The following is a 14,346-nucleotide window of genomic DNA, read 5'->3' on the forward strand; positions in this document are numbered from 1 at the left end:
GGCCAGGCGAGCTCCAACGCCACGTTCTCGTTGTTGCGGGTCTGCGCGATCGGTGGGTCGTGCGGCAGGTACGCGCCCCCCCGTTTGTGTTCAGGTGGTCAGTGCTTGTTGTCCTGCTCCGGGTGGGCGAAGTTGAGGTGCTCCGGAGGCAGCGGGAAGGTCACGTCGTCACCGAACGGCGACGGCGCGGCGGCCCGGTCGAAGGTGAGCTCGGTCAGCGGCAGCCTGCCCCGGTCGTCGACCGCCGGAGCGGTCGGGTGGGGCACCTCCCGGTCCCAGTTGACGCCGCTCTGGGCCTGCGCCTCAGCCCGCGAGTCGTGGGAGCCACCCGCGTGCGAGTGCACGCCACCCCGGGCGGAGCCCGGCGTCGCCGAGCCCTGACGGGCGGTGGTCACGCTGGTCTGGGGCGTCTCGCCCCGACGGAAGATCTTGCTACCAAGCCACACAAGGGGATCGTACCTGCGGTCGACGACCCGTTCCTTCATGGGGATGATCCCGTTGTCCGTGATCTTGATGTGCTCGGGGCAGACCTCGGTGCAGCACTTGGTGATGTTGCAGAAGCCGAGGCCCTGTTCGGCCTGCGCGTACTCCTTGCGGTCGGTCCGGGCGTCCAGCGGGTGCATGTCCAGCTCGGCGGCGCGGATGAAGTACCGCGGGCCGGAGAACGCCTGCTTGTTCTCGTCGTGGTCGCGGATCACGTGGCAGACGGTCTGGCACAGGAAGCACTCGATGCACTTGCGGAACTCCTGCGAGCGCTCGACGTCCACCTGCTGCATCCGGTAGTCGCCCGGTGCGACGTCCGCCGGAGGGGCGAACGCCGGGGTCTCCCGGGCCTTCTCGTAGTTGAACGAGACGTCGGTGACCAGGTCCCGGATCACCGGGAAGGTGCGCAGCGGGGTGACCGTGACGGTTTCGTCGTCGCCGAAGGTCGACATCCGGGTCATGCAGCCCAGCCGCGGCTTGCCGTTGATCTCCATGGAGCAGGAGCCGCACTTGCCGGCCTTGCAGTTCCACCGGCACGCAAGGTCGGGAGCGTCGGTGGCCTGTAGGCGGTGGATGACGTCGAGGACGACCTCGCCCTCGTTCACCTCCACCATGTAGTCCTGGAGGTCGCCGCCCGTCTCGTCGCCCCGCCAGATCCGGAACTGACGCTTCGCGCTCATCGGTTGTCCGCCTCTCCAGCGTCGGCAACGAGAGCGTCGAAGTCGGCGAGCTCCTCGTCGGTGAGGTACTTGGCCAGCTCGGCCCGGTCGAAGAGGCCGATCAGCTCAGCCCGCATCTTCGGTAGCGGCTTGCGGGTCAGCTGCACGGTGTCACCGTCCAGCGCGCAGACCAGGTTGACCTGCCGCCACTTCGGCTCCATGGCCGGGTAGTCCTCCCGGGTGTGCCCGCCGCGCGACTCCTGCCGCTCCAGCGCCGCCTTCGCGGTGCACTCCGAGACCACGAGCATGTTGCGCAGGTCCAGGGCCAGGTGCCAGCCCGGGTTGTAGCGGCGGCCACCGGCCGCGCTCACCTTGGCCACCCGCTCCCGCAGCTCGGCGAGCCGGACCAACGCGTCGGCCAGCTCACCCTCCCGGCGGATGATTCCGACTAGATCTCCCATGACCGCCTGGAGGTCCTGCTGGAGGGTGTACGGGTTCTCGCCGGTGTCCCGCTGTAGCGGAGCGAGGGCGGTCTCCACCGCGGCCTCGACCTCGCCCACGGCCACCTTCGGCCGGGCGGTCAGCCCGTCGGCGTAGCTGGCGGCGTGCCCGCCCGCCCGCTTGCCGAAGACCAGCAGGTCGGACAGGGAGTTGCCACCGAGTCGGTTGGAGCCGTGCATGCCGCCGGAGACCTCACCGGCGGCGAACAGCCCGCGTACGTGGCCGAAGGCGGCACCCGAGTCCGGGTCGACCTCGACGCCGCCCATCACGTAGTGACAGGTCGGCCCGACCTCCATCGCCTCGGAGGTGATGTCGACGTCGGCCAGCTCCTTGAACTGGTGGTACATCGAGGGCAGCCGGCGGCGGATCTCGTCGGCCGAACGCCGGCTCGCGATGTCCAGGAAGACACCACCGGCGGGGGAGCCCCGGCCGGCCTTGACCTCGCTGTTGATGGCGCGAGCCACCTCGTCGCGGGGCAGCAGCTCCGGCGGACGCCGGTTGTTGTCCGGGTCGGTGTACCAGCGGTCCGCCTCCTCCTCGGTCTCCGCGTACTGCTTGCGGAAGACGTCGGGGACGTAGTCGAACATGAACCGCTTGCCCTCGGAGTTCTTCAGGACACCGCCGTCACCGCGCACCGACTCGGTGACCAGGATGCCCTTCACCGAGGGTGGCCAGACCATGCCGGTCGGGTGGAACTGGAGGAACTCCATGTTGATCAGCGTCGCCCCGGCGCGCAGCGCCAGCGCGTGCCCGTCCCCGGTGTACTCCCACGAGTTCGAGGTGACCTTGTAGGAGCGGCCGACGCCACCGGTCGCCAGCACCACCGCCGGCGCCTCGAAGAGGATGAACTCGCCGGACTCCCGGTAGTAGCCGAACGCGCCGGCCACCCGGTCGCCGTCGAGCAGCAGCTCGGTGATCGTCGTCTCGGAGAACACCCTGATCCGGGCGTCGTACGAGCCGAACTCCCGCTGGTCCTCCTGCTGGAGCGACACGATCTTCTGCTGCAGGGTGCGGATCAGCTCCAGGCCGGTCCGGTCGCCCACGTGCGCCAGGCGCGGGTACTCGTGGCCACCGAAGTTGCGCTGCGAGATCTTGCCGTCCTTGGTGCGGTCGAAGAGCGCACCGTACGTCTCCAACTCCCAGATCCGCTGCGGCGACTCCTTCGCGTGCAGCTCGGCCATCCGGAAGTTGTTGAGGAACTTGCCGCCGCGCATGGTGTCGCGGAAGTGCACCTGCCAGTTGTCCCGGCTGTTCACATTGCCCATCGCGGCTGCCGCGCCGCCCTCGGCCATCACCGTGTGCGCCTTGCCGAACAGCGACTTGGAGATGATCGCGGTCTTCTTGCCGGCCAGCCGGGCCTCGATCGCCGCGCGCAGGCCGGCGCCGCCGGCCCCGATCACGACGACGTCGTAGTGGTGTCGTTCGATGCGAGTGGTAGTGGTCATGTCAGGGGCCCTTTAGTTGATGAACCGCAGGTCGGAGAACCACTCGGCGGAGAGCGCCATGATGTAGAAGTCGGCAAGCGCCAGGGTGCCGAGGGTGATCCAGGCGAGCTGCATGTGCCGGACGTTCAACGCCGAGACGAAGGTCCAGGCCCTGTACCGCACCGGGTGCTTGGAGAAGTGCTTGAGCCGGCCGCCGATGATGTGCCGGCAGGAGTGGCAGGAGATCGTGTACGCCCAGAGCATCACCACGTTGAGCAGCAGGATGATGTTGCCCAGCCCGAAGCCGAAGCCCTTCGGCGAGTGGAAGGCGAGGATCGCGTCCCAGGTGTTGATCAGCGAGATGATCGCGGCGGCGTAGAAGAAGTAGCGGTGCAGGTTCTGGCCGAGCAGCGGGAAACGGGTCTCACCGCCGTACTCCTTGTGGCCGTCCGGGACCGCGCAGGCCGGCGGCGACAGCCAGAACGACCGGTAGTACGCCTTGCGGTAGTAGTAGCAGGTGAGCCGGAACAGCAGCAGGAACGGCAGGGTCAGCGCGGCGTCCGGGATGATCCACCAGCCGGGCAGGAACCGGCCGAAGTGCGCGGCGCCCTCGACACACCGCTCCGTGACGCAGGGCGAGTAGAACGGCGTCAGGTAGTGGTAGTCCGCGACCCAGTAGAAGTCGTGCATGAAGACCCGGACCGTCGCGTACGCGACCCAGGCGCTGAGCCCGATCACGGTGATCAGCGGGGCGAACCACCATCTGTCGGTACGCAACGTCTTCGCCGCGATGGCGGCGCGCGCCCGCGCCCCCCTCGGCCTCGTTGCCGTTGAAGTCATTCGAGTCGTCTCCTCGACGGGCCCGTACGGGCGGGCTGGTCTCTCTCCGGTCGGCACGCGGACCGGCGAACCCGCACCCGCTGCCACGTCATGCGCACACCAACGACCACGCCGGATCGACCGACGCAGCTAAGTGACACACGTTACGCCGATCTCTGCGAGCCGTCCGCGCAAGGGAGTCTCTCGTGTGTCTGGCCTGCGGAAAAGCACTCGACACGCAGGTTTCTCGCGCGTCGACGAGACCGTCAGCCGGAGGCGCCTCCAGTGAAGTGCCAGGACGCCAGTCGCAGCGAGGGGGCCGCCCACCAGACACCGTCCACCCGGTCCGGTTGGCGCACCGCCCGCGCGCCCAGCCCGAGCACCGCCCCCGGCCCGAGCGCCCGTGGGTACGACTCGGTGAACCGCAGGTCACGGACCGCCCGGACGACCGTGCCGTCCTCGACCAACCAGACGCCGTTGCGGGTCAGCCCGGTGACGACCAGGCTCTTCGGGTCGAGGACCCGCGTGTACCAGAGGTCGGTGACGAGCAGCCCTCGGCGTACGCCGGCCACCAACGCGGCGGTGTCGGCGTCGACGACCGCGCCGGCCGCCGCACCGGTGGTGCTCCGGCCCGCCGCGCTTGCCGGGCCCGCCGCCGCCCCGGCCAACCGCAGGTTACGGGGCATCGGGCCCCAGGTGGCGCCCCCCGCGACCGCGTGCCCGGTGGACTCCCCGCCCGCCTCGGCGGCGGTCCGCCGATCGTGCGCCACCGCCCGGGTCGTGCCCGCCTCGACAAGCGTCAGCGCCCGTCGACAGGTGCCCTCCGCGTCGAACGGCAACCCGGACCCGCCAAGCGGGTCGTCCACCACCGTCACCGCCCTGTCGAACTGGGCCTGGCCCGGTTCGGCGAATGACTGCCGCTCGGCGTACCGCTTGCCGTTGAAGCCGTAGAACGCCAGGTTCTGGAGGAGGTCCGCCACGGCGGCCGGCTCGAACACCACCTCGTAGTGCCCCGGAGACAGCTCGACCGGGTCGGCCGCCGCCCGCGCCTTCGAGGCCGCCTGCGCGCCCAACTCGGCGCCGTCCAGGTCGGAGAGCCGGTCGGCGCTGCGCCGGGCCACCCCGTCCGCGCCGTCGAGGCGGGCAATGCCGTCCATCGCCGCCTCCGCCGAGCGGCCGTACGCGGAGTGCCCGGCCGAGTTGGCGAACGCCGACGAGCGGTGCGCGGTACGGCAGTAACCGGCGGTGCTGAGGCCACCCGCCGCCGCCACGAACGCCCCCACCCGATCGGCCCGTTGATCCGGCTCGGCGTGCGCGGTCGCCTCGTCGACTGGCGGCGCGTCCGGCGTGGGCGTGGGCGCGACCAGCCCGGGCCAGCTCGCGTCCGGTGGGCAGAGCCGCGCCGCGGCCAGGGTGCGCTCCACCAGGGAACCCAACCCGTCAGCGGTGACCACGCTGCCACCGCCGGCGGCCGTCCGACCGTCGACGTGCATCCGCAGCCAGACCCCGACAGTGGACTCGGAGACGTTCTGGTGGATGCCCGAGTTGGCGAACCGGGTCAGCGCCAGGTCCGCCCGCGTCACCACCGCCTCGGCCTGCGCGGCCGGCCCGCCAAGACGCCGAACCAGCTCCACCACCTGCCCCGCCAACTCCAGCTCCGTCTGCCTACTCACGCGGGGCCGCCTTTCGTTCGCGACTGCGGGGCTCGCAAGACCGGCTCACTCCTCGCGCTCACGCGGGGCCGCCTTTCGTTCGCGACTGCGGGGCTCGCAAGACCGGCTCGCTCCTCGCGCTCACGCGGAAACTCCCACTCGGACGTTGCGGAACCGGGCCGGCGCTGCCGGGTGGCCGGTGTGCCCGACCTGGCCGGGTTGGCCCTTGCCGCAGTTGGGCGTCCCCCAGGAGACCGTCTCGCCGGAGAGCATGTCCATCGAGCGCCAGAACAGGGGCCCGATCCCGGTGTACGTGGGGTTGCGCAGCATCCGACCCCGTCGACCGTTCTTGATCTCCCAGCCGACCTCGCAGCCGAACTGGAAGTTGAGCCGCTTGTCGTCGATCGACCAGGACCGGTTGAGGTCCATCAACACGCCGTCGTCGGTGGCCGCGATGATCTCCTCAAGCGTGTGCGGGCCGGGCTCCAGGCCGACGTTCGTCATCCGCACCATCGGCAGCCGGGCCCACCCGTCGGCCCGTACGCTGCCGCCGTAGTCGAGGCTCGCCATCGCGGCGGAATCCCGGCCGGCCAGCACACCCACCCAGCGACCGTCCCGGACCGCGTCCCGCTTGACCGCCGGGGAGCCCTCGTCGTCGAAACCGAAGCTGCCAAGCGCGCCCGGGATCGTCGGGTCGATGGTGATGTTCATCAGCTCGGACCCGTAGCGCAGTGAGCCGAGCTGGGCCAGGTCCAGCCAGGACGTGCCGGCGAACGCCGCCTCCCAGCCGAGGATCCGGTCCAGTTCGATGGCGTGCCCGACCGACTCGTGGATCTGTAGGGCCAGCTGTTCGCCGCCGAGGATCAGATCCGTCTCGCCGGCCGGGCAGGGCGGCGCGGTGAGCAGCGCCCGGGACTCCTCGGCGATCTGCGCGGCGTGCGCGGCCAGGTCGAGCGAGTCGACCAACTCCCACCCGGTGGTGCCGTACTGCCCCCGGTAGCTCGGCCAGGACCGCCGCTGCGTCTCGCCGTCGCCGATCGAGGTGGCCGAGATGCCGCCGCCGCACTCGCGGATCCGCTGGTCGATGCGGTGGCCCTCGCTGGAGACGAACCACTTCGCGGTGTCCCAGATCTGGTAGAGGCCCTCGGCCAGGTCCGCACCGTGCTCGGCCATCGTGCGGGTCGCGTCGACAAGCAGGTCGCCCTTGGCCGACAGGGGCACCCCGAGCGGGTCGATCTGGCAACCGGAGGCCCAGCTCGCGGTGACCGCGTCGACCGGCACCAGGTCGACCGCCGGGCCGGGCACCCGCGCGCTCGCCATGGCGGTACGCGTCGCGCGCCGGCCGGCGTCGCGGGCGGCGGCGTCCGACAGATCGGGTACGGCGTGGAAGCCCCAACTCGCCCCGACGAGCGCCCGGACACCGAGCCCGATGCTCTCGTCCTGGGTCAGCTCCTCCACGTCGCCGTTGCGCGCGGTCATCGACTCGTACCGGCGATGCATCACCCGTGCGTCGGCGTACCGCGCTCCCGCGTCGAGGGCGGCCTGGACGGCGGCGGTGGCCGCGTCGAACTCGGTCATGGACCGACCCTAGGCCAGACGACCGACACCCGTCAGGGGAGCAGTTCCTCCGGTCGGATGGTGGCCTTCACCGGCTCAGTCAGCTCCAACACCTCGCCGGGTCTGGTCACGGACTGCTCGGTGTAGTGACCGCCCCGCCGTCGGTACAGATGCACAGTGCCGCTGTCCTGCTCGACCAGGAGATACCACTCGATGCCCGCGGCGGCGTAGTAGTGCATCTTGAGGACTTTGTCGGTGGACGCGTTGCTCGGCGAGATGATTTCGCACACCAGCCGCACGTCACTCGCCTCGACGTTGAGCTCGTCGAAGTCAATCGGGCTGGTGATGACGAGATCGGGGATCGGGATCCGTCCCGGCCTGAGCCGAACGTTCACCGCTTCCAGAACGTGCAGGCCGGCTTCGCGAACCGGGCCTCGTAGAACCGCGCGTAGTTCGCCCGAGATGTTTTGGTGCCGGGGGGTGGGGGCTGGGGTCACGTGAAGGCTCCCGTCGAAGAGTTCGACGCGTTGCTGCGTCTCGCCGAGGGCGAGGTACTCCTCTTCGGTCCACGGGCCTTCGTGGTTGAACACCGCCGCGGTCATCGTCACCTCCACCTCGTGCCACGGGCATCCTCTGCTGGCTGCTCGGCCAATCGTCGCACCTTATGTGCGTCCAGGGCCATGAACGGGCGTGGATGGCGAGGTGACGGGGGTGCGGGGCCGATGCCGACTCGTTACGCTCGGGCCCGCTGACACGTGCCGACTTTGTAGCTTATTTTCACCCTCGGGACTTTGTTGTAAGTTCTCTTCGTCACTGAGGGAGGTTGCCGTGGACAGCTCGGATCCGGCGCCGTCCGGAAAGCCGGACGACCATCCCGCCGTGCCGACGCAGCGCGGCAGCGAGGACGCCTACCTGCGGGTGCGTGACCTGCGGGTCCGGTTCGACACCGAGGACGGCGTGGTACGCGCTGTCGACGGGGTGTCGTTCGCCGTCGAGCGGGGCCGCACGCTGGGCATCGTCGGTGAGTCCGGCTCCGGCAAGAGCGTCACCTCGCTGGCGATTCTCGGCCTGCACGACCCCAAGCGGACCACCATCACCGGGGAGATCTCGGTAGGTGGCCGGCAGCTGGTCGGTCTCGGCGACGAGGAGGTACGCCGGCTGCGCGGCCGGGACATGGCGATGATCTTCCAGGATCCGCTGTCGGCGCTGCACCCGTACTACACGGTGGGCCGGCAGATCGCCGAGGCGTACCGGGTGCACCACCCGAAGGTCGGCCGGCGCGAGGCCCGCAGGCGGGCGGTCGACATGCTGGACCGGGTCGGCATCCCGCAGCCGGCGCGGCGCTTCGACCAGTACCCGCACGAGTTCTCCGGCGGCATGCGGCAGCGGGCGATGATCGCGATGTCCCTGGTCAACGACCCGGCGCTGCTGATCGCCGACGAGCCGACCACCGCGTTGGACGTCACCGTGCAGGCGCAGATCCTCGACCTGCTCGCCGACCTCCAGGCCGAGTTCCACTCCGCGATCATCCTGATCACGCACGACCTCGGCGTGGTCGGCCAGGTCGCCGACGACGTGCTCGTCATGTACGGCGGACGGGCCGTCGAGCGGGGCAGCGTCGAGCAGGTGCTCCGCGCGCCGCAGCATCCGTACACCTGGGGGTTGCTCTCCAGCGTGCCGTCGCTGCACGGCGACGCGGACGCGGACCTGGTGCCCATTCCCGGCAACCCGCCAAGCCTGATCAACCTGCCGACGGGCTGCGCGTTCCACCCACGCTGCCGGTACGCGGACCGCAACGGCGACCGGTCCCGCACGGAGGTGCCGGAGCTGCGCGCGGCCGGGGCCGACGGTCACCTCGTGGCCTGTCACCTGAGCGCCGACGAGCGCGACGTGTTCTACGCCGAGGACGTCGCACGAGTGGGGGTGGCTGTGTGAGGGCGAGGAACGCAGCGCAGCGGAGTACCGCAGTCCCGAACGGAGGACTGTGGAGATGACCGACGAACCGTTGTTGCGGGTACGCGGCCTGAGTAAGCACTTCCCGGTACGTCAGGGGCTGCGCGCCACAGGTCTGGTGCGGGCGGTGGACGGGCTCGACTTCGACGTGCGACCGGGCGAGACGCTCGGCCTGGTGGGGGAGTCGGGCTGCGGCAAGACCACCACCGGCCGGATGCTCGTGCGGTTGCTGGAGCCGACGAGCGGCAGCATCGAGTTCGACGGGCGGGACATCACCCACGCCGGCCGTCGGGAGCTGCGCCCGCTGCGCCAGGAACTCCAGATCATCTTCCAGGACCCGTACGCCTCGCTGAACCCTCGGCACACGGTGGGCCGCATCGTGGCGATGCCTCTGCAGGTCAACGGGATCAATCCGCCGGGTGGGATCAAGGCCCGGGTGCAGGAGCTGCTGGAACTGGTCGGGCTGAACCCGGAGCACTACAACAGGTACCCGCACGAGTTCTCCGGTGGTCAGCGTCAGCGCATCGGCATCGCCCGCGCGTTGGCCCTGCGGCCGAAGCTGATCGTGGCGGACGAGCCGGTGAGCGCGCTCGACGTCTCCATCCAGGCGCAGGTCGTCAACCTGCTGCGCGACCTGCAACGGGAGCTCGGCCTGGCCTTCGTGTTCATCGCGCACGACCTGGCGGTGGTGCGGCACTTCTGCCAGCGGGTCGCGGTCATGTACCTGGGCCGCATCGTGGAGATCGGCGACCGGGCCGACATCTACGAGCGCCCGCAACACCCGTACACCCGGGCGTTGCTCTCGGCGATCCCGGACGTCACCCAGCTCGGCCCGGCCGGCCGGATCCGGCTGACCGGTGACGTGCCCACGCCGCTGGACCCGCCGTCGGGCTGCCGGTTCCGTACCCGGTGCTGGAAGGCGCAGGACATCTGCGCCACCGAGGAGCCCGCGCTGGTCCCGCGCGACGGCGGCAACCAGGCCACCGCGTGTCACTTCCCCGAAGGGGAACCAGCCGGCACGAGCCCCGAAGGGGAACCAGCCGGCACGAGCCCCGAAGGGGAACCAGCCGGCACGAGCCCCGAAGCGGAAGCGGCGAGCACGAGCCCGGAGCCGGCCGAGGTGGCTGCCCAGGTCGACGAGGAGGTGTCGTCGTGAGCCTGTCCCCGGTGGAGGGTGTGGCGCTGGCCGAGATCGAGTCCGGCACGGGCGGGGACGGACCCGTCGCGAAGGGTGTCGTCGGTCGCTCGCCCGGTCAGCTCGCCTGGATGCGACTGCGTCGCGACCGTACGGCCGTGGTCAGCGGCGTACTCCTGGTGTTCTTCATGGTGTTGGGGTTGTCCGCCCCGCTGATCGAGATGGTCTACGGGATCGGGCCGCGGGAGCAGTTCCAGAACCTGCTCGACGGCTTCGGCATGCCGCTTGGCTACGCCGGTGGGGTCACCGGCGAGCACTGGTTCGGTCTGGAGCCGGGGCTGGGGCGGGACATCTTCATCCGGTTGATCTACGGGTTGCGGACGTCGTTGTTCATCGCGTTCGCGGCGGCCCTGATCACCGCGACGATCGGTGTCGTGCTCGGCGCGCTCGCCGGCTACCTCGGCGGCTGGCTCGACGCGGTGATCAACTGGATCACCGACCTGACCCTGGCCATGCCCTTCCTGATCATCGCGCTGGCGCTCACGCCCACCGTCACGCTGCGCTTCTACGGTGAGCGGGGGCAGGTGTCGTCCGCCTTCGGGGTGGGGGTGCTGATCGCCGTCTTCGCCATCTTCGGCTGGACCAGCACGGCCCGACTGGTCCGCGGGCAGGTGATCGCGCTGCGCGAACGGGAGTTCGTGGAGGCGGCCCGGGCCAGTGGTGCCGGGCTGGGGCACATGCTCTTCCGGCAGTTGCTGCCGAACATCTGGGCACCCATTCTGGTGTCGTTCTCCCTTGCGGTGCCGCAGTTCATCACCAGCGAGGCGGCACTGTCGTTCATCGGCGTCGGCCTCAGCGACGAGACGCCGAGCTTCGGCCGGATGATCTACCGCAGTCTGGACTTCCTCCAGACCGACCCGGCGTACGTGTTCTTCCCGGGCATCACGATCTTCGCGCTGGTGTTCGCCTTCAACCTCTTCGGCGACGCGTTGCGCGACGCGCTCGACCCGAAGTCGTCCCGGTAGGGGTTCCTGTGAGCGCGAGGAGTGCAGCGAAGCGGAGCCCCGCAGTCGCGAACGAAAGGTGACTCTCATGGCGCGATTTCTGCTCAAGCGACTCTTCTCCGCCACGCTGACCCTCTTCGCGGTGAGTGTGTTGACCTTCCTGATGTTCTTCGCCCTGCCCCGGGACCCGGTCAGCAGCATCTGCTCGAAGAACTGCAACCCGGAGCGGCTGGAGCGGGTCCGCGACGACCTCGGTCTGAACGACCCGCTGATCAGCCAGTACGCCGGTTACATGAAGGGCATCGTGACCGGTCGGGACCTGGGCAGCGCCCAGGGTGGCCGGTGCGACGCGCCCTGCCTGGGCTGGTCGTACGTCACCAACGAGGCGGTGTCGGACACCATCGCCCGGGTGCTGCCGGTGACCCTGAGCATCGTGATCCCAGCGGCCATTCTCTGGTTGCTGCTCGGCGTGGGCCTCGGCATGGTGTCCGCGCTGCGGCGGGGCACCTGGTTGGACCGGCTGGCCATCGGCTTCTCACTTACCGGCGCGTCGTTGCAGCTCTACTTCGTGGGCGCGGTGCTGCTGCTGGTGTTCGTCTACAACCTGCGATGGCTGCCGGTGCCCAGCTACACCTCCCTGTTCGACAACCCGGCGAAGTGGGCAAGTGGGCTGGTGCTCGCCTGGGTGGCGCTCGCCTTCCTCTTCTCGGCGATCTACGCACGGTTGTCGCGGGCGCAGATGCTGGAGACGCTGTCGGAGGACTTCGTCCGGACCGCGCGGGCCAAGGGCCTGGCCAAACCCAAGGTGTACGGGCGACACGCGCTGCGCGCGGCGATCACCCCGGTGGTGACGATCGCCGGGCTGGACGTGGGCGGGGCGCTGGGCGGGACGGTGATCACCGAGACGACGTTCGGCATCCAGGGGTTGGGGCGTACTGCGGTGGACGCGGTGCGCTCGGGTGACCTGCCCACAATCATGGCCACTGTGCTGATCGCCGCGGTCTTCGTGGTGTTGGCGAACGTGCTTGTCGATCTGCTCTACGCGGCCATCGACCCTCGGGTGAGGCTGCGCTGAGCCGTCGGTTACCAGGGCGCGACCGGTGGCAAAATCTATCGACAACTGTTACACAATCCGTAGGTTTTCTTCCATACGATCCTCGGGACGTCGGTGGTTCTCGCCCCGACGAAACCGCACGGCACATGGGTGAAGGGGGTACTTCATGAGACCACGCGTGGCGGTTGCCGCAGGCGGCGCGATAGCTCTGGTGGTGGCGCTGGGTGCGTGCTCGAAGAACACGGGCGAGGGCACCACTGTCGACACCGAGCGGAAGCAGACCGGCGTCATCGCGACCGACCCCAAGGAGTCACAGGGGCCGGCCGCCGAGGTGAGCGGCGCCGCGAAGGGCGGCACGTTCAGCGTCATCCGGGAGTCGCCGATCTCCCACCTGGACCCGCAGCGGACGTACTCGTTCGCCGGCCTGATGGCCAACCCCCTCTGGTCGCGCTACCTGACCACCTGGAAGGACGACGGCAAGGGTGGCCTGGTCCTGGTGGGTGACCTGGCCGAGACCCCGGGCAAGAACGTCAACAACGACTGCAAGGTCTGGGAATTCACGATCAAGGACGGGGTGAAGTTCGAGGACGGCCGGCCGATCACCTCCAAGGAGATCGCGTACGGCATCGCCAGGTCCTTCGACCCCGACCTGTCCGGCGGCCCGACCTACATCCAGGAGTGGCTCGCCGACACCGCGCAGTTCGACACCGCGTGGGACTTCAAGAAGAACAAGACGTCGCTGCCGCCCGGCCTGACCACGCCGGACGCGAAGACGCTGCGCTTCGAGTTCGCCAAGCCCCGCTGCGACCTGCCGTTCGCCGCCTCGTTGCCGACCACCGCGCCGCTGCCGGCCGACAAGGACACCGGCATCAACGTGGACAAGCAGCCGTTCTCGTCCGGCCCCTACAAGGTCGCCAAGAACCAGGTCGGCGTGCAGATCACCCTGGACCGCAACCCCAACTGGGACCCGAACACCGACCCGGTCCGGCACCAGTACCCGGACCAGTTCGTCTGGAGCTTCGGCCCGACCGCGGACGCCGCCAACAACCGGGTGATCGCCGACAACGGCGCCGACCAGAGCGCGCTCGCCTTCAACACCGTGCCGGCCTCGCTTGTCGCCAAGGTCGCCGGTGACGCGTCGCTCAAGTCGCGCAGCATCCTCTCCCCGACGCCGAGCGCCAACCAACTCGTCATCAACAACCAGCGGGTCACCGACCTCAAGGTCCGGCAGGCGCTCAACTACGCCATCGACCGCGAAGGCATGGTCAAGGCGCTCGGCGGCCAGAACGTCGCCGCGCCGCTGACCACGCTGATGCCGCCGGCAACCATCGGCTACAAGGCGTACGAGGCGTACCCGGCGGGTGCCAACGGCAACGTCGACAAGGCCAAGGAACTGCTCGGCGGAAAGACCCCGGAGCTGGTCCTCGGCGTCGCCGACAACTCCACCGAGCAGCAGCAGGGCGCCCAGCTCAAGGCCAACCTGGAACGGGCCGGCTTCAAGATCACGCTGCGGAACATCTCCGACGACGCCAAGCTCGACGAGATCAAGAAGAAGAACAACCCGTGGGACCTGTACATCGGTAACTGGGCGGCCGACTGGCCCAGCGGGGCGTCGATCCTGCCGGTGCTCTACGACGGCCGCACCATCAAGGCCGAGGGCAACAGCAATCAGTCCTACTTCAATGACCCGGCCGTCAACGCCGAGATGGACCGCATCCTGGCGCTCGCCCCGGCCGACCAGGGCCCGGAGTGGGCGAAGCTCGACGAGCGGATCATGAAGGAGTACGCGCCGGTCGTGCCGCTCTACGTCGACGTGGCCTACAACGTGCACGGCTCCAAGGCCGGCGGGATCTTCATCTCCAGCGTCTTCGGCTACCCGTCCTTCGTGAACGCGCACGTCAAGCCGTAAGACTCACCGCAGACCAGCAGGGTCCCCTTCCGACAACGCCGTCGGGAGGGGGCCCTCCTGTGGTTAGCCCCTTGATCGACTCCGCTTCCAGGAAACCGGGGTGTCCTGGCCGCCCCGACCCCGCGCTTTCCTGAAACCCGAGCTGGAGAAGCGTTCTACTCGGGCACGGTGTTGTGCTGGTCGAGCGTTCGCCTCG

At 69.5% G+C, this 14,346-nt stretch carries 11 protein-coding genes; 5 read left to right on the forward strand and 6 right to left on the reverse strand.

Translation table 11 applies throughout. The features are described 5' to 3' along the window. Positions 1-98 precede the first annotated feature (98 nt). The 6 genes from ACWER9_RS25680 to ACWER9_RS25705 form a co-directional block, all read right to left on the reverse strand. Positions 99-1,163: a succinate dehydrogenase/fumarate reductase iron-sulfur subunit gene (locus ACWER9_RS25680; RefSeq protein WP_452304236.1), complete on the reverse strand. Its 1,065-nt coding sequence runs from the start codon at positions 1,161-1,163 to the stop codon at positions 99-101. Beyond that, a complete protein-coding gene (locus ACWER9_RS25685) occupies positions 1,160-3,088 on the reverse strand; it encodes a fumarate reductase/succinate dehydrogenase flavoprotein subunit (RefSeq protein WP_452304237.1) in 1,929 nt (642 codons plus the stop codon). Before ACWER9_RS25685 ends, ACWER9_RS25680 begins: the two co-directional genes overlap by 4 nt. Positions 3,089-3,100: 12 nt before the next feature. Then, positions 3,101-3,907: a hypothetical protein gene (locus tag ACWER9_RS25690; RefSeq protein ID WP_452304238.1), complete on the reverse strand. Its 807-nt coding sequence runs from the start codon at positions 3,905-3,907 to the stop codon at positions 3,101-3,103. Positions 3,908-4,152: 245 nt separating this feature from the next. Beyond that, positions 4,153-5,559 (reverse strand): TldD/PmbA family protein, encoded by a 1,407-nt coding sequence (locus ACWER9_RS25695; protein ID WP_452304239.1) that lies wholly within the window; start codon positions 5,557-5,559, stop codon positions 4,153-4,155. Positions 5,560-5,679: 120 nt separating this feature from the next. Further along, positions 5,680-7,116: a TldD/PmbA family protein gene (locus ACWER9_RS25700; protein ID WP_452304240.1), complete on the reverse strand. Its 1,437-nt coding sequence runs from the start codon at positions 7,114-7,116 to the stop codon at positions 5,680-5,682. 32 nt (positions 7,117-7,148) lie between these two features. Then, positions 7,149-7,697, reverse strand: coding sequence for a Uma2 family endonuclease (locus ACWER9_RS25705; protein ID WP_452304241.1), 549 nt, complete (start codon positions 7,695-7,697; stop codon positions 7,149-7,151). 277 nt (positions 7,698-7,974) lie between these two features. Between ACWER9_RS25705 and ACWER9_RS25710 the strand changes: the two genes are divergently transcribed. The 5 genes from ACWER9_RS25710 (at position 7,975) to ACWER9_RS25730 (ending at position 14,150) form a co-directional block, all read left to right on the forward strand. Beyond that, positions 7,975-9,030: an ABC transporter ATP-binding protein gene (locus ACWER9_RS25710; protein WP_452304265.1), complete on the forward strand. Its 1,056-nt coding sequence runs from the start codon at positions 7,975-7,977 to the stop codon at positions 9,028-9,030. Between the two features lie 55 nt (positions 9,031-9,085). After that, a complete protein-coding gene (locus ACWER9_RS25715) occupies positions 9,086-10,204 on the forward strand; it encodes an ABC transporter ATP-binding protein (protein ID WP_452304242.1) in 1,119 nt (372 codons plus the stop codon). Further along, positions 10,201-11,208 carry an ABC transporter permease gene (locus tag ACWER9_RS25720; protein ID WP_452304243.1) on the forward strand — a complete coding sequence of 336 codons (1,008 nt, stop codon included), beginning with the start codon at positions 10,201-10,203 and terminating at the stop codon, positions 11,206-11,208. Before ACWER9_RS25715 ends, ACWER9_RS25720 begins: the two co-directional genes overlap by 4 nt. A gap of 67 nt (positions 11,209-11,275) precedes the next feature. Further along, positions 11,276-12,262 (forward strand): ABC transporter permease, encoded by a 987-nt coding sequence (locus tag ACWER9_RS25725; RefSeq protein ID WP_452304244.1) that lies wholly within the window; start codon positions 11,276-11,278, stop codon positions 12,260-12,262. A gap of 145 nt (positions 12,263-12,407) precedes the next feature. Continuing rightward, positions 12,408-14,150 (forward strand): ABC transporter substrate-binding protein, encoded by a 1,743-nt coding sequence (locus ACWER9_RS25730; RefSeq protein ID WP_452304245.1) that lies wholly within the window; start codon positions 12,408-12,410, stop codon positions 14,148-14,150. Positions 14,151-14,346 lie beyond the last annotated feature (196 nt).

This window comes from Micromonospora sp. NPDC003944 (genome assembly GCF_053605225.1).